General features: G+C 62.1%; 20 protein-coding genes. 10 read left to right on the top strand and 10 right to left on the bottom strand.

All coding sequences use genetic code 11. The features are described from left to right. Nucleotides 1-38: 38 nt before the first annotated feature. A complete protein-coding gene (locus NJC38_RS09915; RefSeq protein ID WP_253113941.1) occupies nucleotides 39-1,625 on the bottom strand; it encodes an ABC transporter substrate-binding protein in 1,587 nt (528 codons plus the stop codon). Nucleotides 1,626-1,977: 352 nt separating this feature from the next. Here NJC38_RS09915 and rpmB point away from each other — a divergent pair, with 352 nt between their 5' ends. Beyond that, nucleotides 1,978-2,211, top strand: a complete 234-nt coding sequence (gene rpmB, locus NJC38_RS09910) for a 50S ribosomal protein L28 (protein ID WP_045485076.1) — start codon at nucleotides 1,978-1,980, stop codon at nucleotides 2,209-2,211. Nucleotides 2,212-2,222: 11 nt separating this feature from the next. Next, the gene (gene rpmG / locus NJC38_RS09905; protein WP_003177274.1) at nucleotides 2,223-2,378 is read left to right on the top strand and encodes a 50S ribosomal protein L33; all 156 of its coding nucleotides are present in this window, start codon (nucleotides 2,223-2,225) and stop codon (nucleotides 2,376-2,378) included. Between the two features lie 70 nt (nucleotides 2,379-2,448). On the opposite strand, the gene NJC38_RS09900 is transcribed toward rpmG, so the two are convergent. Both NJC38_RS09900 and NJC38_RS09895 read right to left on the bottom strand, forming a co-directional pair. Next, nucleotides 2,449-2,652: a hypothetical protein gene (locus NJC38_RS09900; RefSeq protein WP_045485082.1), complete on the bottom strand. Its 204-nt coding sequence runs from the start codon at nucleotides 2,650-2,652 to the stop codon at nucleotides 2,449-2,451. Between the two features lie 129 nt (nucleotides 2,653-2,781). Continuing rightward, nucleotides 2,782-3,144, bottom strand: a complete 363-nt coding sequence (locus NJC38_RS09895; RefSeq protein WP_045485084.1) for a cupin domain-containing protein — start codon at nucleotides 3,142-3,144, stop codon at nucleotides 2,782-2,784. 211 nt (nucleotides 3,145-3,355) lie between these two features. Between NJC38_RS09895 and NJC38_RS09890 the strand changes: the two genes are divergently transcribed. Next, nucleotides 3,356-4,849, top strand: a complete 1,494-nt coding sequence (locus tag NJC38_RS09890; RefSeq protein WP_253113939.1) for an aldehyde dehydrogenase — start codon at nucleotides 3,356-3,358, stop codon at nucleotides 4,847-4,849. Nucleotides 4,850-5,000: 151 nt separating this feature from the next. Further along, on the top strand, nucleotides 5,001-6,146 hold the full coding sequence (locus tag NJC38_RS09885; protein ID WP_253113937.1) for an MFS transporter: 1,146 nt from the start codon (nucleotides 5,001-5,003) through the stop codon (nucleotides 6,144-6,146). Nucleotides 6,147-6,289: 143 nt separating this feature from the next. On the opposite strand, the gene NJC38_RS09880 is transcribed toward NJC38_RS09885, so the two are convergent. Beyond that, the gene (locus NJC38_RS09880) at nucleotides 6,290-7,867 is read right to left on the bottom strand and encodes a phospholipase D family protein (RefSeq protein ID WP_253113934.1); all 1,578 of its coding nucleotides are present in this window, start codon (nucleotides 7,865-7,867) and stop codon (nucleotides 6,290-6,292) included. A 54-nt stretch (nucleotides 7,868-7,921) separates the two neighbouring features. Next, on the bottom strand, nucleotides 7,922-9,343 hold the full coding sequence (locus tag NJC38_RS09875; RefSeq protein WP_253113932.1) for a PLP-dependent aminotransferase family protein: 1,422 nt from the start codon (nucleotides 9,341-9,343) through the stop codon (nucleotides 7,922-7,924). A 174-nt stretch (nucleotides 9,344-9,517) separates the two neighbouring features. On the opposite strand from NJC38_RS09875, the gene NJC38_RS09870 reads away from it, so the two are divergent. Next, nucleotides 9,518-9,769 (top strand): DUF1127 domain-containing protein, encoded by a 252-nt coding sequence (locus tag NJC38_RS09870; RefSeq protein WP_253113930.1) that lies wholly within the window; start codon nucleotides 9,518-9,520, stop codon nucleotides 9,767-9,769. Nucleotides 9,770-9,776: 7 nt separating this feature from the next. Here NJC38_RS09870 and NJC38_RS09865 read toward each other — a convergent pair whose 3' ends face one another. Beyond that, nucleotides 9,777-11,060 carry an FAD-binding oxidoreductase gene (locus tag NJC38_RS09865; protein WP_253113928.1) on the bottom strand — a complete coding sequence of 428 codons (1,284 nt, stop codon included), beginning with the start codon at nucleotides 11,058-11,060 and terminating at the stop codon, nucleotides 9,777-9,779. A gap of 101 nt (nucleotides 11,061-11,161) precedes the next feature. On the opposite strand from NJC38_RS09865, the gene NJC38_RS09860 reads away from it, so the two are divergent. Continuing rightward, nucleotides 11,162-11,515 carry a YkgJ family cysteine cluster protein gene (locus tag NJC38_RS09860; protein WP_045485095.1) on the top strand — a complete coding sequence of 118 codons (354 nt, stop codon included), beginning with the start codon at nucleotides 11,162-11,164 and terminating at the stop codon, nucleotides 11,513-11,515. Between the two features lie 117 nt (nucleotides 11,516-11,632). On the opposite strand, the gene NJC38_RS09855 is transcribed toward NJC38_RS09860, so the two are convergent. Beyond that, a complete protein-coding gene (locus tag NJC38_RS09855; RefSeq protein WP_045485096.1) occupies nucleotides 11,633-12,121 on the bottom strand; it encodes an Lrp/AsnC ligand binding domain-containing protein in 489 nt (162 codons plus the stop codon). A 156-nt stretch (nucleotides 12,122-12,277) separates the two neighbouring features. On the opposite strand from NJC38_RS09855, the gene dadA reads away from it, so the two are divergent. The 4 genes from dadA to NJC38_RS09835 all read left to right on the top strand — a co-directional run bounded on the left by dadA (nucleotide 12,278) and on the right by NJC38_RS09835 (nucleotide 16,115). Then, complete coding sequence (gene dadA / locus NJC38_RS09850) at nucleotides 12,278-13,579, top strand: D-amino acid dehydrogenase (protein WP_045485097.1); 1,302 nt, start codon at nucleotides 12,278-12,280, stop codon at nucleotides 13,577-13,579. 48 nt (nucleotides 13,580-13,627) lie between these two features. Beyond that, nucleotides 13,628-14,701, top strand: coding sequence for an alanine racemase (alr, locus tag NJC38_RS09845; RefSeq protein WP_253113926.1), 1,074 nt, complete (start codon nucleotides 13,628-13,630; stop codon nucleotides 14,699-14,701). A gap of 264 nt (nucleotides 14,702-14,965) precedes the next feature. Continuing rightward, complete coding sequence (locus NJC38_RS09840) at nucleotides 14,966-15,514, top strand: cupin domain-containing protein (protein ID WP_253113916.1); 549 nt, start codon at nucleotides 14,966-14,968, stop codon at nucleotides 15,512-15,514. 145 nt (nucleotides 15,515-15,659) lie between these two features. Then, complete coding sequence (locus tag NJC38_RS09835) at nucleotides 15,660-16,115, top strand: c-type cytochrome (protein WP_253113914.1); 456 nt, start codon at nucleotides 15,660-15,662, stop codon at nucleotides 16,113-16,115. A 104-nt stretch (nucleotides 16,116-16,219) separates the two neighbouring features. Here NJC38_RS09835 and NJC38_RS09830 read toward each other — a convergent pair whose 3' ends face one another. The 3 genes from NJC38_RS09830 to NJC38_RS09820 form a co-directional block, all read right to left on the bottom strand. Further along, nucleotides 16,220-18,148, bottom strand: coding sequence for an acetyl-CoA hydrolase/transferase C-terminal domain-containing protein (locus tag NJC38_RS09830; protein WP_253113912.1), 1,929 nt, complete (start codon nucleotides 18,146-18,148; stop codon nucleotides 16,220-16,222). 224 nt (nucleotides 18,149-18,372) lie between these two features. Next, a complete protein-coding gene (locus NJC38_RS09825) occupies nucleotides 18,373-18,624 on the bottom strand; it encodes a DUF3077 domain-containing protein (RefSeq protein WP_253113909.1) in 252 nt (83 codons plus the stop codon). 338 nt (nucleotides 18,625-18,962) lie between these two features. After that, the gene (locus NJC38_RS09820; RefSeq protein WP_253113906.1) at nucleotides 18,963-19,919 is read right to left on the bottom strand and encodes a PDR/VanB family oxidoreductase; all 957 of its coding nucleotides are present in this window, start codon (nucleotides 19,917-19,919) and stop codon (nucleotides 18,963-18,965) included. Between the last annotated feature and the right edge of the window lie 7 nt (nucleotides 19,920-19,926).

The raw sequence follows: 19,926 nt of genomic DNA, 5'->3' as shown, positions 1-19,926 counted from the left end.
GCGCTTGCCGGTGCAGGCAAGCGCTGTGGGGTGGCCGGTTACTTCACTTGTACCTTGTAGAAGTCCTGACGACCAAACGGGTTGACCTGATAGCCGCTGACCTCCCTACGGGTCAGTACGGCGGCGGTAGGGTGCGCCAAGGGCAACCACAAGGCTTGCTGCTGGATCTGCGCCTGCGCCTGCTCATAGAGCTTGCTGCGCGCAGCCTGGTCGCTGGTGGCCTTGCCATCGCTGATCAGCTTGTCGAGGGTCTTGTCGCAGTAGCGGGCGAAGTTGGTGCCCGACTGCACCGCAGCGCAAGAGAATTGCGGGGTCAGGAAGTTGTCCGGGTCGCCATTATCGCCCGCCCAGCCCATGAACAGCAGGTCATGCTCACCGGCCTTGGCGCGGCGGATCAGCTCGCCCCATTCAATGATCTTGATCTCGGCATCAATACCGATCTGCTTCAGGTCTGCCTGCAGCAGTTGGGCGCCCAGCGACGGGTTAGGGTTGAGCAGGCTGCCCGATGGCCGGGTCCAGATCGTGGTTTTGGTGCCTTCTTTCACGCCGGCCTTGGCCACCAGTGCCTTGGCTTTGGCGATATCGTGGGCGTAGCCGGGCAGATCCTTGGCATAGCTCCAGGTATTGGGTGGGTAAGGGCCGGCGGCGCTCTCGGCGGTGCCTTCAAACACCGCCTTGAGGTAGTTGGCCTTGTCGAAGGCCAGATTCACGGCCTGGCGTACCTCGGCTTTGTCAAAAGGCGGATGCTGGCTGTTGATCGCCACGAAGGCCGTCATGAAGGCTTCAGTTTTCTCGACCTTGAGGTTCTTGTCTTCGTTGGCTGCCTGGATATCCAGCGGCTTGGGCGACAGGGCGATCTGGCACTCGTTGCGCCGTACCTTCTGCAGGCGCACATTGGCGTCGGTAGTGATCGCATAGACCAAGGTGTCGATGGCCGGCTTGCCGGCGAAGTAGTCCGGGTTGCCGGCATAGCGCACCACGGCATCTTTCTGGAAGCGTTTGAACACGAACGGGCCGGTACCGACCGGCTGGGTGTTGAGCTTCTCCGGAGTACCGGCCTTGAGCAGTTGCGCGGTGTATTCAGCCGAGTAGATCGAAGCGAAGCCCATGCTCAAGGTGGCCAGGAAGGTGGCGTCGGCGCGGTTCAGCACAAAGCGTACGGTATGCGGGTCGGGCGCTTCGATCTTCTTGATCAGTGCAGGCAACTGCATCGATTGGGCATGCGGAAAGCCACTTTGGGCGATCTTGTGCCATGGGTTCTGCGCATCGAGCATCCGGTTGAAACTGAACAGCACGTCATCGGCATTGAGCTCCCGGCTCGGCTTGAAGTATTCGGTGCTGTGAAACTTGACCCCGTTGCGCAGTTTGAAGTCATAAGTCAGGCCATCGGCCGAGACGCTCCAGCTTTCAGCCAGGCTCGGGACCAGCCTGGCGCTTTGGGCGTCGAAATCCACCAGGCGGTTCATCAGCACATCAGCCGAGGCATTGGTGGTGGTCAACGAGTTGTATTGCACGACATCGAAGCCCTCGGGGCTGGCTTCGGTGCAAACGACGAGGTTGGCGGCCTGGGCCATGGCCGGCATCAACAGCGGGGCGAACAACAACGGGAGTGCAGCTAGGCGCATGCTTGGATTCCTTATCAGATTGGGCCCCATCTGCCGGTGCAGTCTGGTGAGGCCTTTACCCTAGACGATGTACCTGCACAGAACAATCGCGGCGCGGCGACGAATGGTCAGCCGCTGTTGCCCTAGCCAGGGCGCGACGAAGCCTGGGTAAATCCACGGCGAACTGCTTTGCTTGTTGTTGCTCTTGTGGGTTTCTGGTATAAAGCAGCGCTCTTTTCTAGGGCCCGGTTTCTTGCTCATCTGCTGTAGCCGGTAAGACCCTTGAAGAAACGCGGCGCCCAGGCGCCAAATGACTGAGAGATAAGCGGCCAACCCATGCCGGGTTGGGCATGTGGTTTTAGAGGGCTGAGGCATGTCGAGAGTCTGTCAAGTTACCGGTAAGGGTCCGGTAACCGGGAATAACATTTCCCACGCAAACAACAAAACCCGTCGTCGTTTCCTGCCAAACCTGCAGCATCACCGCTTCTGGGTTGAAAGCGAGAAGCGTTTTGTCCGTCTGCGCGTTTCCGCCAAGGGCATGCGTATCATCGACAAGCGTGGCATTGAGGCCGTTCTGGCTGATCTGCGCCGCGATGGCAAGGTTTAAGGAGACTGATCATGCGTGAATTGATTCGTTTGATTTCGAGCGCCGGTACTGGTCACTTTTACACTACCGACAAAAACAAGCGTACTACTCCCGACAAGATCGAGATCAAGAAGTACGATCCTGTTGTGCGCAAGCACGTGATCTACAAGGAAGGCAAGATCAAGTAATTGATCCGGCTTCCAAGAAAAAGGCCCGTATCGCGAGATACGGGCCTTTTTCGTTTTCGTGACCGGGGTATCAGCCGAAGCTGAAGCCGCTGACCCGGTGCGCATGATCGATGACGATGGTGATGCGGCCCAGGTCGAATTCGCGGGTGGTGATGTCGTTCGGCCCGTGCACGCGGCCGCGGTCGGTCAGTTCGCTGACATAGGCGCACAGCGCTGGCACATAGCGCGTGCCGATGAGGTAGTGCAGTTCACGGGGGATTTCTTCGTTGGTCATCTCATCGTCCTTTGCGAGATTGGCTGGGTGCACCACCAGCCGGCCTGCCGAGGGAGAGGGGGCATATCGGCCGGCTGGCGATGCAGGTGACAGCATCGTTCGCAGAGGGTCGGGCGTGGCGTTACATAATTATATTTTCGCCTCGAAGATCACATAAATCTTGCGGCAGCTTTCCAGCACCTCCCAGGTGCCCTTGAAGCCCGCCGGAATCACGAAGCGATCACCGGCGCGCAAAGTCTTGCCCTGCCCTTGCTCATCGCGCAGCACAGACACGCCGTGGACGATCTCGCAGTATTCATGCTCGGTGTAGCTCACCGCCCATTGGCCCGGCTCGCCTTCCCAGACCCCGGCGCTGAACTGGCTGCACGGGCTGTCGTAATGGTTGTAGACCGTCTGTTGCGGGTCGCCCTTGAGGATCTTTGGCGGCGCGGGGCGGTAGCGCTCAGGCTGGGTGCCAGCTTCGCTGAAGTCGACGATGCTTTGAATGTCCATGCAAGTCCCCTGTGATGAAAGATGATACCGGTTTGAGCCAGTACAGCCTGAGCGGTTCTGGCTGTCGAGAGTCGTTCAATAAATTCAACATAACTCACAGCCAGAGCGCAGTTTGTCAAATATATTGGTTTTGTCTGATGGCTGGTTTAGGGTGATGGGTATTTTCGGCTATCCCTAGCTGACCATCATCGACCATGAAGAGGACATGCGTATGACCACCCTGACTCTTGCTGACTGGCAACAACGTGCCCGCGACCTGAAGATCGAAGGCCGGGCCTTTATCCAGGGCCAGTACACCGATGCCGCTGGCGGCGCCACGTTCAACTGTATCAGCCCGGTCGATGGACGGCTGCTGGCCAAGGTTGCCAGTTGTGACGAGGCTGACGCCCAAAAGGCCGTCGACAGCGCGCGCAAGGTGTTTGAAGCCGGCACCTGGTCGCGCATGGCACCGGCCAAGCGCAAGGCCACCATGATCCGTTTCGCCGGCCTGCTGCGCCAGAATGTCGAAGAGCTGGCACTGCTCGAAACCCTCGACATGGGCAAGCCGATCACCGACTCATTGAAAATCGACGTACCCGGCGCTGCCCAGGCACTGAGCTGGAGCGGCGAGGCGATCGACAAACTGTATGACGAGGTTGCGGCCACCCCGCATGACCAGCTGGGCCTGGTGACCCGCGAAGCGGTGGGCGTGGTGGCGGCCATCGTACCGTGGAATTTCCCGTTGATGATGGCCTGCTGGAAACTGGGGCCTGCGCTGTCCACCGGTAACTCGGTGGTACTCAAACCATCGGAAAAATCGCCGCTGACGGCCATTCGCATCGCGCAACTGGCGGTCGAGGCCGGTATCCCGGCGGGCGTGCTCAACGTCCTGCCAGGCTATGGGCACACCGTGGGCAAGGCATTGGCGCTGCACATGGACGTCGACACCGTGGTGTTTACCGGCTCGACCAAGATTGCCAAGCAGTTGATGGTCTATGCCGGCGAGTCGAACATGAAGCGGGTCTGGCTGGAAGCCGGCGGCAAGAGCCCGAACATCGTGTTTGCCGACGCGCCGAACCTGCAGGCCGCTGCCGAAGCCGCCGCCAGCGCCATCGCCTTCAACCAGGGCGAGGTCTGCACGGCCGGTTCACGCTTGCTGGTCGAGCGTTCGATCAAGGACCAGTTCCTGCCGCTGGTGATAGAAGCGCTCAAAGGCTGGAAACCGGGCAACCCGCTGGACCCGGCCACCACGATCGGCGCGCTGGTCGATACCCAGCAGCTGAACACCGTGCTGTCCTACATCGAGGCAGGGCATGCCGATGGCGCCAAACTGGTCACCGGCGGCAAACGTATTCTGGAAGAAACCGGCGGCACTTACGTGGAGCCGACCATCTTCGACGGCGTGAACAACGCCATGAAGATCGCCCAGGAAGAAATCTTCGGTCCGGTGCTGTCGGTGCTGACCTTCGACAGCGCCGAGGAGGCAATCGGCATTGCCAACGACACCCAGTACGGCCTGGCTGCTGCGGTGTGGACCGCCGACCTGTCCAAGGCCCACCTGACCGCCAAGGCGTTGCGCGCCGGTAGCGTGTGGGTCAACCAGTACGACGGCGGCGACATGACCGCACCGTTCGGTGGCTTCAAGCAATCGGGTAACGGCCGCGACAAGTCGCTGCATGCGTTCGACAAGTACACCGAGCTGAAATCGACCTGGATCAAGCTGTAAATACAGTGCCTGTTGCTGGCGTCCAGCACGCACAGGGCATTGCAGGAGCTGCTTTAGCTGCGAAGTCCTTGTGGTCTTCGCGGATAAATCCGCTCCTGCGGGCCCGTATCATGTGATCATTCGCGCCGCTGAATGATCTGGAGTCTTTGCAATGCCTTGGGGTACCTATTTCGCCGTACTGGCCTCAGTGCTGAGTGTCGGTCTGGCGGTGGGCGTCAGCATGCCGCTGGTGTCGCTGCGCCTGGAGAGCTGGGGCTATGGCAGCTTCGCCATTGGCGTCATGGCCGCGATGCCGGCCATCGGCGTGCTGGTGGGTGCGGGACTGGCCAGCCGCCTGGCCGCCCGCCTGGGCACGCCACAGTTGATGCGGGCGTGCCTGTGGGCCGGGGCCTTGTCGGTCGGCCTGCTGGCGCTGTTGCCGTATTACCCGGTGTGGCTGCTGCTGCGCCTGATGATCGGCATGATCCTGACCATTGTCTTCGTACTGGGCGAGAGCTGGATCAACCAGTTGGTGATCGAGCGCTTGCGTGGGCGGCTGGTGGCCCTGTATGGCTGTACCTACGCGCTCAGCCAGCTAAGCGGACCGTTACTGCTTGGCTGGATCGGCACCGAGGCCGACTACGGCTTCTGGATCGGCGTGGTGTTGCTGCTTGGCTCGCCGCTGCTGTTGCTGGGCCGCGGCGGCGCCCCCAGTACCGAGGCATGCCATGTCGGCTTCAAGGACCTGATCGGCTTCTGCCGCAAACTGCCGGCGATTGCCTGGGCGGTGTCGCTGTTCGCCGCCTTCGAGGCAATGATCCTGACCCTGCTGCCGGTGTACTGCCTGCGTCAGGGCTTCACGGCCGAAGTGGCGCTGATGATGGTCAGCGTCGTGGTCGTGGGCGATGCCTTGCTGCAACTGCCGATCGGCATGCTCGCCGACCGCCTGTCCCGCCGCGGCCTGTTCACCGGCTGCGCGTTGATGTTGCTGGTGTCGAGCCTGCTGGTGCCGGTATTTATCCATACGGTGTTTATCTGGCCGCTGTGGGTGTTGTTCGGGGCCAGCGCCGGCGGGTTGTTCACCCTGTCGCTGATTCTGATCGGCGAGCGCTTTCGCGACGATGCACTGGTGCGCGCCAATGCCCACGTGGCACAGCTGTGGGGCATTGGCTGCCTGCTCGGGCCGCTGGCGGCCGGTGCTGGCAGCCAGTGGGTCAGCGGGCACTCATTGCCGTGGCTGATGGCCGCTGGCGCGTTCGGGCTGGTGGTGTTGCTGCTGCGTCAGGGCGCGTTTGGTGCAGCGCCAGCGAAAGCTTGAAACCGCGCCGCTATTGCACGGCAAACACGTAACCCATAGGACCAATGCCGATCAGTTAAGGCGGATTACACAAATTTCTCGCCTTGGGCTGAACCTGTGGGAGGGAGTTCTACTCGCGACAGGGCAAGTAAAACCGGTCGCTCCTACAGCATCCGCTCCAGGCCGATGGCCTTGCTCATCCAGGCATTGAAGCGCCGCCACCAGTCGCCCGGTTCCTTGTCCAGAGTGTGGATCTGGCCGTTGTCTTCGGTTACCCACACCAGTTCGTCGTTTTGCAGCCTGACCTGGTAGCTGCGCTGCGGCGACATCCCTTCCAGGGTCAGCTCACGCAGTTGTTCGGCCAGCGGCGGGCTGTCGACCAGGATGCCGATTTCGGTGTTCCACAACACCGAGCGCGGGTCGAAGTTGAATGAGCCGACGAACAGCTTCTGCCGGTCGAAAATCATCGCTTTGCTGTGCAGGCTGGAGTCTGAGCCGCTGGTCAGCAGCGACGGCCTGGCGAACAGCCGTGACTGGCTGTAGGTCGACGGGTCGCCGGGCTGGCGACGCATTTCAAACAACTTCACCCCGTGCTGCAGCAAAGCCTTGCGATACGGCGCGTAGCCGCCGTGTACGGCGGGCACATCGGTCGCTTGCAGCGAGTTGGTCAACAGGCTGACCGCCACGCCGGCGTCCGAGCGCCCGGTGAGGTAGACCAGCCCGGCCTGGCCGGGAACGAAATAGGCCGAGATCAGCATCAACTCCTGTTTGACGTTGCGCAACTCAGGCGCGAGCTGGGTGGTGAGCAGCAGGTGCGGGTCGGGTTCGCCCTGGGCCAGGACTTTGGTCGGTGCGTCCCACAACACCTGGTTGTGCGCCCAGGTCAGTTGCTTGAGCCAGGTGGGCAGCATGGGTTGTTGCCGGTAGCTCATCAGCCGCTCATAGAGCGCCTTGTGCTGCTGGTGCGCCTGCTCCAGAGAACTGGCCAGACGGCGCCGGGCCTTGCTCAGGTCATGGTGGCCGGGCAGGAAGTACATGAAATGGTTGATCGGCTTGCTCAGGGTGCTGTTCCAGTACTGGTCGAAGCTGTGCCCGAGCTGCTGCGCCACCGGTCCTGCGGCCAGCAGGTCGATGTCGGTGAAGTTCAGGTTCGGCTCGGCGTCGAAGTACTCGTCACCCAGATTGCGCCCGCCAACGATGCCCACGCTGTTGTCGGCCAGCCACAGTTTGTTGTGCATGCGCCGGTGCTGACGCGACAGGTTCATAAGCCGGCCGACGCTGCGGGTCACGCCGGTTTCGCGGCCCAGCGCTTGCGGGTTGAACAGGCGGATCTGGATGTGCGGGTGGGCGGCCAGGGTGGCGATGGCCTGGTCCTGACCGTCGCTGGTGGTGTCGTCGAGCAGGATGCGAATGCGCACGCCGCGGTCGGCGGCCTGCAGCAGTTCCTCGACCAGCGCACGGGTGCTCAGGCCGTCGTGGACGATGTAGTACTGCAGGTCCAGGCTGGTGCGGGCCATGCGAATCAGCTCGGCACGGGCGCTGAACGCCTCTGTGCTGTTGGACAGCAGCCGAAAGCCCGAACGCCCTTCGTGGGGCTGGGCCAGGGCCTGAATGCGGCGGCCGAAGCTCGACTGTTCAGCAGGCAACGCCTGGCTGGGTTCGTCGTGCACGGTGCGCTGCGCGCAGCCGCCCAGGCCCAGCGCCGCTGCCAGCAAAAAAGGCACAAACCATGATTTGTTCAAGATGCGCTGCCCGCAGGATCGATTTGGCGATATGACCGCACCACGCCGCTAAAATTAGCAGGCCTGCGCCAGTAATTGCTTGATCACCTCACCCACCGTGCGCACCGCCGCCTCAATACGCGGCGTCGGGCGCACGGCGAAGTTCAGGCGCAGGCAATTGCGGTACTTGCCGGAGGCAGAAAAGATACTGCCCACGGCGATCTGGACCTTGTGCTCCAGCAGGGCGCGGTTCAAGCGCACCGTATCGAAGTCCTCGGCCAGTTCGACCCACAGCATGAAACCGCCCTGTGGACGGCTGGCACGGGTGCCTTCGGGGAAGTAGCGCAGCACCCAGTCGAGCATCTGGTCGCGGTTGCGCTGATACTGGCTGCGCATGCGCCGCAGGTGCGGTTCAAAGTGCCCGCCCTGCAGGAATTCGCTGATCGCCAGTTGCGGCTGCGGCGCGGTGGAGCCAGTGCCGATGTACTTCATGTGCAGCACCCGCTCCAGATAACGCCCCGGCGCGACCCAGCCAATCCGCAGGCCGGGCGCCAGGGTTTTGGAGAATGAGCTGCACAGCAGCACGCGGCCGTCTTCGTCGAATGACTTGATGGTGCGCGGGCGTGGATAGCTGAAGGCCAGGTCGCCGTACACGTCATCCTCGATGATCGGCACGTCGAAGCGCTGGGCCAGGCGCAGCAACGCGCGCTTGCGCTCCTCGGGCATCACGTAGCCCAGCGGGTTATTGCAACTGGGCGTTAACTGGATGGCCTTGATCGGCCATTGCTCCAGGGCCAGCTCCAGGGCTTCGAGGCTGATGCCGGTCAATGGATCAGTGGGGATCTCCAGCGCCTTCATGCCCAGCCCCTTGAGGGTCTGCATGACACCGAAAAAGCTCGGCGAGTCCACCGCGACGATATCACCGGGCGCGCACAACGCACGGATGCAGGCGCTCAGCGCTTCATGGCAGCCACTGGTGATCAGCAGGTCACTGGCATTCAACTGGCAGCCGGAGTCGAGCAACAGCCGGGCAATCTGCTCGCGCAGCGCCTGCACACCGAGGATGTTGTCGTAGTACAGACCGGGCATGTCCTGATGGCGGCTGAGCTGGCCCATGGCGCGCAGCAACGGCTTGAGGGTCGGGCTGTTGACGTCCGGCATGCCACGCCCCAGCTGGGTCAAGCCCTCGGCGGGCGACACCCGGATCATGTCCAGCACCTGCTCCCACTGGGAGATATCCACAGGCCGCTGCACCGGCCGCCCCACCACCGGCAGCGCCGGAGCCTTGCGGCTGATGGGCACGAAATAGCCAGACTTGGGCTTCGGCGTCGCCAGACCGCTGTCTTCCAGCACCCGATAAGCCTGCTGCACGGTGCTCAGGCTCACCCCGTGCTCGATGCTCAAGGCGCGCACCGAAGGCAGTCGGTCGCCGGGGCGATAGAAGCCGTTTTCGATGCGCGTCCCCAACAACTCGGCAAGGTTGACGTACAGGGTCATGGCGTACTCCCGGCAGAACGAAAGGCGATAGCAATACAGATAGGCCGAAAATAAACCATTCAGTGACTAATACAAGGACTCTGTATGGAAAATATAAGCTTTTTTTGAATCTGTATCGTCCTGCGAATTGCGCTCATCATTCGCTTACGGCAATCCACCAGGGAGCGAGCGAAGATGAACAGCTTCACAGATGTGCAATCGGCTTTACCAGGCAGCCAGCGGCAAACGCAGCCGCAGGTCAATAGCGGCTCGCGCACTGTCACCCATACAGAGGCAAGTGCGGCGGTCAGCCGCTGGGCACTGTATCGTCATCGCCGGACCTCACGCCGCGCGCTGCTGGAACTCACCGATGACGAACTGCGCGACATCGGTCTGGACTATTCCCAGGCGCGTATCGAAGCCGGCAAACCGTTCTGGCGCGCCTGACTGCCCGTCAGACCAACTCTTTGAGCCGATGCCAGAGCATGCCCAGCGCCAGCAGCGGCGAACGCAAGTGTTTGCCGCCAGGGAAGGTGATATGCGGCACTTTGGCGAACAGTTCAAAGCCCGCACTGTGCTGGCCGGCGATGGCTTCGGCCAATAGCCGGCCGGCCAGGTGCGTGGCGTTGAGGCCGTGACCGGAATAGGCCTGGGCATAAAACACATTGGGCTGCTGTTTGAGGCGGCCGATCTGCGGCAGGCGGTTGGCGCCGATGCCGATCATCCCGCCCCATTGATAATCAATGCGGACATCGGCCAGTTGCGGGAACACCTTGAGCATCTTGGGGCGCATGTAGCCCGCGATGTCCTGCGGGTCACGGCCGGAGTAATGACAGGCGCCGCCGAACAGCAGGCGGCGGTCGGCGGACAGCCGGTAATAGTCCAGCGCCACCCGCTGGTCACACACCGCCATGTCTTGCGGCAGCAACTGACGAGCCTGTTCTTCGCTCAGCGGTTCGGTGGCGATGATGTAGCTGCCGGCAGGTAACACCTTGCCGCCCAGCTCCGGGTTCAGGTCATTGAGGTAGGCGTTGCAGCCCAGCACCAGAAACTGTGCCTGCACCTGACCCTGAGCGGTATGGACCTTGACCTGCGGGCCGTAGTCGATACGCGTGACCTGTGACTGCTCGAACAGCTGCACGCCCAGAGACTGCGCCACAGCGGCTTCACCCAGCGCCAGATTGAGCGGGTGCAGGTGCCCCGAGCCCATGTCGATCAAACCACCCACGTACTGATCAGAACCCACCACGCTGCGCATCTGCCCCGGTTGCAGCAGTTGCAGTTCATGGCGGTAACCCAGGCTGCGCAACTCTTCGAGGTCCTCGGCAAAGCCTTGCAGGTCGGCGGGCTTGTTGGCCAGGTCGCAATAGCCCCATTTCAGATCGCACTGGATGTTGTGCCGCTCGATACGCTGACGGACGATTTCCACAGCTTCAAAGCCCAGCAGCTTGAGCTGGTGCACACCTTCGTTGCCGATCACCGACGTGAACTGCTCAAGACCATGGCCGACACCGCGAATCAACTGCCCGCCATTGCGCCCGCTGGCGCCCCAGCCGATTTTTCGTGCTTCCAGCAACGCCACACTCAAGCCCCGTTCGGCCAGCTCGATGGCGGTATTGAGCCCCGAAAACCCACCACCGACCACGCATACATCGACCTTCAGTTCACCTTGCAGCCGTGGGTAGTCCGGCTGTGGATGGCTGCTGGCGTTGTAGTAAGAGTTGGCGTGCTGGGTCATGGGGCTTCCTGATGAATTCGCAGACAGCGACGAGGATAAGACGGTGTCCAGTGCCTGCCAACTGCGGCACAATCGCCGCGTTATGTCAGAGAACAGAGTTGATGAGCTGTAACCGCGAAAAAATCCGTACCCTACGGCGCCAGATTCCTTCCTTCGACTGTATACCCGGTTGTCATGACTGTTGTGGGCCGGTAACCACCTCGCCGGAAGAAATGTCCCGCCTGCCGCGCAAAAGCGCTGCCGAGCAACAGGCTGCGCTCGATGAGCTGAACTGCGTGCACCTGGGGCCCGATGGCTGCACCGTGTACGACGAGCGTCCGCTGATCTGCCGGCTGTTCGGCACCACACCGCGCCTGCCATGCCCCAATGGTCAACGCCCGGTGGAAATGATCCACCCACAGACCGAAAAACAGATTCATGCCTGGATGGCGGCCAACCGTCAGGTGCTGGTCTGAGCCCGAATTACCCCGTAGGAGCCGCTAAAGCGGCGAAGCTATAGCGGCTGCCTTCGCCGCTAAAGCAGCTCCTACGGGCTGCCTTCCCGGCTAAAGCCGGTCCTACGGGGTATGGGGTCAATCCGCAATCGGCAGGCTGAGGCTTTCTTTGACTTCTTCCATCACGATATAGCTCTTGGACTCGCGCACATGCGGGAGTTTGAGCAGGATGTCGCCCAGCAGCTTGCGGTACGAGGCCATCTCCGAGATGCGCGCCTTGACCAGGTAGTCGAAGTCCCCTGACACCAGGTGACACTCCAGCACATGGGGCAGCTTGAGGATCGCGCGGCGGAACTCATCGAAGGTGTCGCCGGACTTGTAGTCCAGGCTGATCTCGACGAACACCAGCAGGCTGGCCTTGAGGGTCTGCGGGTTGAGGCGAGCGTTGTAGCCCATGATGATGCCTTCGCGCTCCAGACGCCGGACCCGTTCGGTGCAGGGCGTGGTAGACAACCCGACCCGTTCGCCCAGCTCCGTGAAAGAGATGCGCCCATCAGCCTGCAGGATGCGCAGGATATTGCGATCGATCTTGTCCAGCTCACGCTTCGACTGGTGCTGGGTGCGCATGGGTAATCTCCCTCTGTCTAAGCGCCGTTTACCGAGAAAACGCCTCGAATATAGCTTTTTATACAGTGAAAAGCACTGCCTGAACCTTCTTATACTGCGCACATCTCTTACTCATTCTGCACAACGTCAGCGGCTATCCGCGATGAGGTAATCAACATGCGCGTTCTGGTTCTCGGCAGTGGTGTGATTGGTACGACCAGTGCCTACTATCTGGCCCGCGAAGGCTTTCAGGTGACCGTGGTCGACCGTCAGCCGGCAGTGGCCATGGAAACCAGCTTCGCCAATGCAGGCCAGGTCTCGCCCGGTTACGCCTCGCCGTGGGCAGCGCCCGGTGTGCCGCTCAAGGCCATCAAGTGGCTGCTGGAGCGCCACGCGCCATTGGCAATCAAGGCCACCGCGCAAATCGACCAGTACCTGTGGATGGCGCAGATGCTGCGCAATTGCACCGCCAGCCGCTATGCGGTGAACAAAGAGCGCATGGTGCGCCTGTCCGAATACAGCCGTGACTGCCTCGATGAACTGCGTGCCGAAACCGGTATTGCCTATGAGGCACGGCAATTGGGCACCACCCAGTTGTTCCGCACCCAGGCGCAACTGGACAACGCGGCCAAGGACATCGCCGTCCTGGAACAGTCCGGTGTGCCGTACGAGCTGCTTGACCGTGACGGTATCGCCCGGGTCGAGCCAGCGCTGGCCGGGGTGGTCGGCAAACTCAGCGGCGCGCTGCGGCTGCCCAATGATCAGACCGGCGACTGCCAGCTATTCACCACCCGCCTGGCCGAAATGGCCGTAAACCTGGGGGTGGAATTCCGCTACGGCCAGAACATCGAGCGCATCGACTTTGCCGGCGACCGTATCAATGGTGTGTGGATCGACGGCAAGCTGGAAACCGCTGACCGTTACGTGCTGGCGCTGGGCAGCTACTCGCCGCAGTTGCTCAAGCCGCTGGGCATCAAGGCACCGGTGTATCCGCTCAAGGGCTACTCGCTGACCGTGCCGATTACCCGTGGCGAGATGGCGCCGACCTCGACGATTCTCGACGAGACCTACAAGGTTGCGATCACCCGGTTCGACAACCGTATCCGCGTTGGCGGCATGGCAGAAATTGCCGGTTTTGACCTGTCGCTCAACCCGCGCCGACGCGAAACACTGGAGATGATCGTCGGTGATCTCTATCCTCTGGGCGGCGATCTGAGCCAGGCCAGTTTCTGGACCGGCCTGCGCCCGACCACCCCGGATGGTACGCCGATTGTCGGTGCTACCCGGTATGGCAACCTGTTCCTCAATACCGGCCACGGAACGCTGGGCTGGACCATGGCCTGCGGTTCCGGTCGCCTGCTGGCGGATCTGATCGCCCGCAAGACGCCACAGATCAGCGCCGCAGGTCTGGATATTTCCCGCTACGGCAAGGCCGCCGAGGCCGCCAGGCATGGACACCCGACCCCGGCCCATCAGTAATTTGCTGCAAACCGGTTTTCTCGATTCACCCCACAAGAAAGATGAGCCATGCGTCCAGCCCGTGCCCTGATTGACCTCAACGCCCTGCGCCACAACTACCGGCTGGCCCGCCAGCACTCTGGTGCCAGAGCGCTCGCCGTAATCAAGGCCGATGCCTACGGGCACGGTGCAGTGCGCGTCGCCCAGGCGCTGCAGAGCGAGGCCGATGGCTTCGCCGTGGCCTGCATCGAAGAGGCTCTGGAACTGCGGGCGGCCGGTATCAGCGGACCGATTCTGTTGCTCGAAGGTTTTTTTGAAGCGCAGGAACTGGACCTGATCGTCGAGCATGACTTCTGGTGTGTGGTGCATTCGCAGTGGCAGATCGAGGCTATCGAGCGCACGGCGCTGGGCAAACCGCTGACCCTGTGGCTCAAGCTCGACAGCGGCATGCACCGGGTCGGCTTGTTCCCGGCCGATTACCAGGCCGCCTATCAGCGCCTGCTGGCCAGCGGCAAGGTGGCCGACATTGTCTTGATGAGCCACTTCGCCCGCGCCGATGAGCTGGGCTGCTCACGCAGCGAAGAACAACTGGCGGTGTTCGAGGCCGCTCGTCAGGGACTCAAGGCCCTGACCAGCCTGAACAACTCGCCGGCACTGCTCGGCTGGCCGCAGATCAACAGCGACTGGGTACGGCCGGGGATCATGCTTTACGGCGCCACACCGTTCGAGCAGGCACATCCGCTGGCCGATCAGTTGCAGGCGGTGATGACCCTGGAGTCGAAAGTCATCAGCGTCCGCGAGCTGCCGGCCGGTGAGCCAGTGGGCTATGGCGCATCCTGGATCACTGATCGGCCGAGCCGGATTGGCGTGGTGGCGATGGGGTATGCCGATGGTTACCCGCGCCATGCCCCGACCGGCACGCCGGTCCTCATCGACGGCCAGGCCGCACGCCTGGTGGGCCGGGTCTCGATGGACATGCTGTGCGTCGAGCTCACCGACCTGCCCGCAGCCGGGCTCGGCAGCCACGTCGAGTTCTGGGGGCCAAACCTGTCGGCCAGCACCGTGGCGGCGCATGCCGGGACCATCCCGTACCAGTTGTTCTGCAACCTCAAGCGCGTCCCGCGTCAGTACAGCGAAAGCTGAACCCAGGCGGCAAAACCGCCTGCTTGTTGTAAATATCAAACGCTGTTGCCATCATGCCCCGGTCTCGACTTTAACCTCAGGCTTTGTACGAGCTTGTCTGCGTGTCGATCATGCTGCGATTGAAGACGATCCGAAGAGATCGTGCAGTAACGGAGCAATTGCCCGGTGTGGGTGATGCCCTGGTGGCGGCGGGGTAGCCTGGTCCCTGTCCATCCCCCGCGACGCGCATTCGTACCGAGCCTCCGAACCTGGAGGACTGCCGAATTGGACGTCGGTGAGCGACTGCAATACATCCGTAAGCTCAAGGGCTTGTCCCAACGTGAACTGGCCAAACGGGCGGGTGTGACCAATAGCACCATTTCCATGATCGAGAAGAACAGCGTCAGCCCCTCGATCAGTTCGCTGCGCAAGGTGCTCGGCGGCATTCCGATGTCCATGGTCGAGTTCTTTTCCGAAGAGCTGGCCCCGGAGAACACCAGCAAAGTGGTGTACAAGCCCGGCGAGCTGCTGGATATCTCCGACGGCGCGGTGACCATGAAACTGGTGGGCAAGTCGCATCAGGGCCGGGCCATCGCCTTCCTGACCGAAACCTATCCGCCCGGCGCCGACACTGGCGAAGAAATGCTGGTTCACGAAGGCGAAGAGACCGGCATCCTCATCGAGGGCCGCCTTGAGCTGATCGTCGGCAACGACACCTACCTGCTGGAAGTCGGCGACAGCTATTACTTCGAGAGCACCCGCGCGCACCGTTTCCGCAATCCCTTCGATGTACCGGCGCGACTAATCAGCGCAGCCACCCCTGCCAATTTTTGATAACACCTCTGCGAGCCCCGTTTATCGCGGGCTTGCCGGTTTATTGATCCACAGCAATGGCAATACCCCTTCGCGATGTAGGGGCGTTTCGGGCGAACAGGCGCCTCGTTATACTTTTCGCCTGCTCGCACAGCCGTTAACCGTAATGGCGAGCCTGACCTGCCACCATGAGGGTGAACGCGTGAACCTGACAACAATCGGCCTGGTACTGGCCACTGTGCTGAGCCTGGCGCCCATCGGCCTGCAGGCGGCATCCAACGAAGAGATCGCCAAACGGCTTGAGCCAGTCGGCAAGGTTTGCGTGCAGGGCCAGCAATGTGTGGGTGTGAGCGTGGCCGCTGCGGCGAGCGGCAGTGCGGGCAAGTCGGCAGACGACGTCATCGCCAAACACTGCACCGCCTGCCACACCATCGGTCTGCTGGATGCGCCGAAAATTGGCGACACCACCGCCTGGAAAAAACGCGCCGACGAGCAGGGCGGCCTTGATGGTTTGCTGGCCAAGGCCATCAGCGGGGTCAACAGCATGCCCGCCAAAGGCACCTGTGCCGATTGCACCGACGACGAGCTCAAAGCCGCGATCCAGAAGATGTCCGGGTTGTAGGCGATCGCCCGCCGCCTCGGCGCCGCGCTGTCGCGCAGCAAACACGAAGCCCCGTAGGACCGGCTTTAGCCAGGAAAGCTTCGCAGTTGAAGCTGCTCACAAGGTCAAGTGCGTTCCAGGGTGTTATGCAACCCCGCCAGCAGCAGCCGCTGATACAGCTCTTCACGCAACCCGTCGGGCTGGTCCAGGCCCATGCGTTGCAGATGCACAGCAAATGCCTCTGGCTCGGGTGCATCCAGCGCAGCCTTGCCCAGTTGCAGGATTTCGCTCAGTTTGAATTTGCTCTTGAGCCAGTTCAGGGCGCGCAGCAGGTCGCGCTCTTCAGGCTCGAAGTCGCTGCCCAGCGGGTATTCGGCAAACAACTGCGGATAACTGCCCGCCAGGGCCTTGAGCCGCTCGGGTGTGTTGTCGGTGAAGCGCGGGTCCAGGGCAAAGCCTTCAGGCAGTTTGCCGGCCCGCTGGGCCTGTTCGATCAGGCCGGGCTGGAAGCGTGAATCGCAGATATTGAGCAACCGCTCGATCACCGTGGCATCAGTTTGACCGCGCAGGTCAGCGATGCCGTATTCCGTGACCACGATATCGCGCAGGTGGCGGGGAATGGTCGCATGCCCATACGACCAGACAAGGTTGGAACTGACCTCGCCACCGGACTCGCGCCAACTGCGCAAGATCAGAATCGAACGGGCATCTTCCAGCGCGTGGGCCTGAGCGACAAAGTTGTATTGCCCGCCCACACCGCTGAGCACCCGGCCATCTTCCAGTTGGTCCGAGACTGCCGCGCCCATCAGGGTCATGCAGAACGCGCTGTTGATGAATCGTGCATCACGGCGTTGCAGGCGCTTGAGTTCTTCGTTGCCATACAGCTCGTTGATGAAGCTGATTGCGCTCATGTTGAACTGCGCACGGCGTTCGGCCGACAGTTCGTTCAGGCGCGCATAGAAGCTGCGCGGCCCGAGAAAGAACCCGCCATGCAGCACCACGCCGTCGGTTGTATGGCTGTCATCGAGCATGCCCATGTCGGCCAGCCGCTGTTGCTCAAGGTCGGCGTAGACCTTGCGCCGCACGATGCCGGCGTCGGCCAGGGCCAGCAGACCGTTGACGAACATCTCGCTGCAACCGTAAAGCCCCTTGGCGAAAGGCTCGGTGCCGCCTTCGCGGTCGATCAGGGTTTGCCAGTTACTCATGTTCAAGTCGGCCAGCAGGTGTCGGTAACCGGCGTTATCCGCCTGACGGGCGAGCAGGGCGGCGGTCAGCGCATCGCCCATCGAACCGATACCGATCTGCAAGGTGCCGCCGTCACGCACCAGGGTGCTGGCGTGCAGGCCGATGAAGTGATCCTGAAAACCCACCGGCATGTTCGGCGTGGAGAACAACGTGGTGGTTTCCGGCTCTTCGAGCAGCAGGTCGAAGGCGGCCAGGTCCAGTTCCGAGTCGCCGGGCATGTAGGGCAGGTCGGCATGCACCTGACCCAGCACCAGGATGGTTTCACCCGCAGTACGGCGTTTGGCGATCATCGGCAGCAGATCGAGGGTCACATCGGGGTTGCAACTCAGGCTCAGGCAGCCAGGCCGTTGCGGGTCCTGGGCCACCAGCTGCGCAATCAGGTTCAGGCCCTTGGCATTGATATCCCGCGCCGCATGGCTGTAGTTGCTGCTGACGTAATCCTGCTGCGCCGTCTGGCTGTCGAGCAGGCTGCCGGGCTGCATGAAAAACTGCTCGACACGGATATTGGCCGGCAGCCGGTCACGGCGCAGGTCGGCCAGATAGTCCAGCTCCGGGTAATCACCGAACACCCGCTCCAGAAAGGGTTCGAGAAAGCGCGCCTGCAAGCCTTCGCCCGGCGTGGGCCGGCCCAGGCTCAGGGCGGTATAGATCGTCAGTTGCCGCTCGGGCAGGTCACGGATGCGCGCATACAGCGCATTGACGAAGCGATTGGGTTTGCCCAGGCCCAGCGGCATGCCCAGATGAATGTGCGCAGGCAAGGTGGCCAGCACATGGTCGATCGCGCTTTCGATGGAGCAGGACTGCGGCATCCGGGCTCTCCTGACAGAACGGGGGATGCAGCTTGGACTTCGCAGATCGGGTAATTGCTGCATGACCTGCGCCGAACCCCGTCTGTGGGAGCTAGCTTGCTAGCGAAGACGGCAGCACATCACAACAGATGTAGTGTTTTTACTGGCCTCTTCGCGAGCAAGCTCGCTCCCACCGGGGACATAAAGCACTTAACTGAACAGTACCGGGATATAGCCTGAACCTGTCAGGCCGGCAGTTGCTCCTCGGCCTGCACCGGCCATTGATCGAGCACCTGGTCCAGAGTCAGATGCGCCTGGGTAATCAGGTGCATCGAGGCCATGGCCAGATGGCGCGCCGGGCCTTGCAGGGCATCGGCGGTCTCGAAGGCGGTGGCGGTGGCGCAACGCAACAGCTCGACCGCATGGGCCACGCGGCATTCGAGGTGGGTCAGGGTTGAGGGGGTATCAGGTGGATCGGGGACGATTTTATTACTCATTACATCTTCCTGCGGCTAGGGCCACCGGATGCTCGCTGCTAAACGAACAAGAGGTGGCGGCTTCAACGCGGGTTAGCAGACCGGAGGAAGATGCAAAACCGGCGCACCCGAAGGTGCCCCACGCGAAGCCGCCATAGACGGTTCCAGCATGAGCAACTTCCTGAGATGGGCTGCTAAACCCGATCACTGATGTTCAGTGACGGACGCAGCCTAGTCGCGGGATTTTGCACGCGCAAGGGCTCGGGATTTTCTCGGAAATTTCCTTCAATAGAAAGAGAGGCGTCTTGCAATTACAGGTCGCCAACCGGCCGAAAATGCGCCCCGGCGCCCGCCCGCTGTTACAAATCCAGCACCAGCATCGCAGTCTTGGCACGCGAGCAGCAGGGCGTGAACTGGTTGTTCAGCGCCTGTTCTTCTTCGGTGAGGTACAGGTCGCGATGCTCCGGCACACCGTCGAGCACGCCGGTCAGGCAGGTGCCGCACACGCCTTGTTCGCACGACACCGCAATCTCCACACCATGATGCTCCAGCACCTGGACCACCGTCTGGTCCGCCGGGACCTCGAACTCCTGACCGCTGCTGGCGATCCTGACGCAAAAGCTGCCGTCGGCACTGGTGTCCACCGGTGCGGCGGCGAAGTATTCGCGGTGCAGGTTGGCCTCCTGCCAGCCCTGCTGGCGGGCGCTGTCGAGTACGTGCTGCATGAACCCACCCGGCCCGCACACGTACAGATGCACATCGGGCTGCGGCCCGGCCAGCACACTCAGGGCATCGAGCGCGGTAGCCGGCTCTTGATCGCTATGTAGAAACACCCGGTCAGCGAAACTTGAAGCGTGCAGGCGCTCGACAAACGCGGCGCGATCACGGGCGCGCACGCAGTAGTGCAGTTCAAAGTCGGCCCCGCTGCTCGCCAGTTGTTCGGCCATGCACAGAATCGGCGTGATACCGATGCCACCGGCAAACAGCAGGCTGCGCCGGGCATGTTCGGCCAGCGGGAACAGGTTGCGCGGCTCGCTGATGCGCAGCGCCATGCCGGCGCGCAGCAACTGGTGCATGGCCCTTGAGCCGCCTCGCGAGGCCGGGTCATCGAGCACACCAATAAGGTAGCGATGCTGCTCGGCGGGGTGGTTGCACAGCGAGTACTGGCGCAGCAGCCCGGATTCGCCGGGCACCTGCACCTCGATGTGCGCCCCGGCGCTGAAGGCCGGCAAGGGGCTGCGGTCGGCACGGGCCAGCTCGAAGCTGCAGATGCCCAGCGCTTCGTCGCGGCGGGAAATCACCATAACGTCGATCATGTGATTG

The organism is Pseudomonas sp. 21LCFQ010 (genome assembly GCF_024129905.1).
Classification (GTDB): domain Bacteria; phylum Pseudomonadota; class Gammaproteobacteria; order Pseudomonadales; family Pseudomonadaceae; genus Aquipseudomonas.
Note: the sequence above shows the minus strand (reverse complement) of the source record. Positions and strands in the feature narration are given on the sequence as shown.

Coding starts and splice junctions, on each gene's coding strand:
- NJC38_RS09855 (WP_045485096.1), bottom strand. CDS start 12,121: ATGCGCACCCAGCACCAGTCGAAGCGTGAGCTGGACAAGATCGATCGC.
- NJC38_RS09915 (WP_253113941.1), bottom strand. CDS start 1,625: ATGCGCCTAGCTGCACTCCCGTTGTTGTTCGCCCCGCTGTTGATGCCG.
- NJC38_RS09820 (WP_253113906.1), bottom strand. CDS start 19,919: ATGATCGACGTTATGGTGATTTCCCGCCGCGACGAAGCGCTGGGCATC.
- rpmB (WP_045485076.1), top strand. CDS start 1,978: ATGTCGAGAGTCTGTCAAGTTACCGGTAAGGGTCCGGTAACCGGGAAT.
- NJC38_RS09900 (WP_045485082.1), bottom strand. CDS start 2,652: ATGACCAACGAAGAAATCCCCCGTGAACTGCACTACCTCATCGGCACG.
- NJC38_RS09890 (WP_253113939.1), top strand. CDS start 3,356: ATGACCACCCTGACTCTTGCTGACTGGCAACAACGTGCCCGCGACCTG.
- alr (WP_253113926.1), top strand. CDS start 13,628: ATGCGTCCAGCCCGTGCCCTGATTGACCTCAACGCCCTGCGCCACAAC.
- rpmG (WP_003177274.1), top strand. CDS start 2,223: ATGCGTGAATTGATTCGTTTGATTTCGAGCGCCGGTACTGGTCACTTT.
- NJC38_RS09870 (WP_253113930.1), top strand. CDS start 9,518: ATGAACAGCTTCACAGATGTGCAATCGGCTTTACCAGGCAGCCAGCGG.
- NJC38_RS09825 (WP_253113909.1), bottom strand. CDS start 18,624: ATGAGTAATAAAATCGTCCCCGATCCACCTGATACCCCCTCAACCCTG.
- NJC38_RS09830 (WP_253113912.1), bottom strand. CDS start 18,148: ATGCCGCAGTCCTGCTCCATCGAAAGCGCGATCGACCATGTGCTGGCC.
- NJC38_RS09865 (WP_253113928.1), bottom strand. CDS start 11,060: ATGACCCAGCACGCCAACTCTTACTACAACGCCAGCAGCCATCCACAG.
- NJC38_RS09860 (WP_045485095.1), top strand. CDS start 11,162: ATGAGCTGTAACCGCGAAAAAATCCGTACCCTACGGCGCCAGATTCCT.
- NJC38_RS09835 (WP_253113914.1), top strand. CDS start 15,660: ATGGCGAGCCTGACCTGCCACCATGAGGGTGAACGCGTGAACCTGACA.
- NJC38_RS09885 (WP_253113937.1), top strand. CDS start 5,001: ATGCCTTGGGGTACCTATTTCGCCGTACTGGCCTCAGTGCTGAGTGTC.
- dadA (WP_045485097.1), top strand. CDS start 12,278: ATGCGCGTTCTGGTTCTCGGCAGTGGTGTGATTGGTACGACCAGTGCC.
- NJC38_RS09895 (WP_045485084.1), bottom strand. CDS start 3,144: ATGGACATTCAAAGCATCGTCGACTTCAGCGAAGCTGGCACCCAGCCT.
- NJC38_RS09875 (WP_253113932.1), bottom strand. CDS start 9,343: ATGACCCTGTACGTCAACCTTGCCGAGTTGTTGGGGACGCGCATCGAA.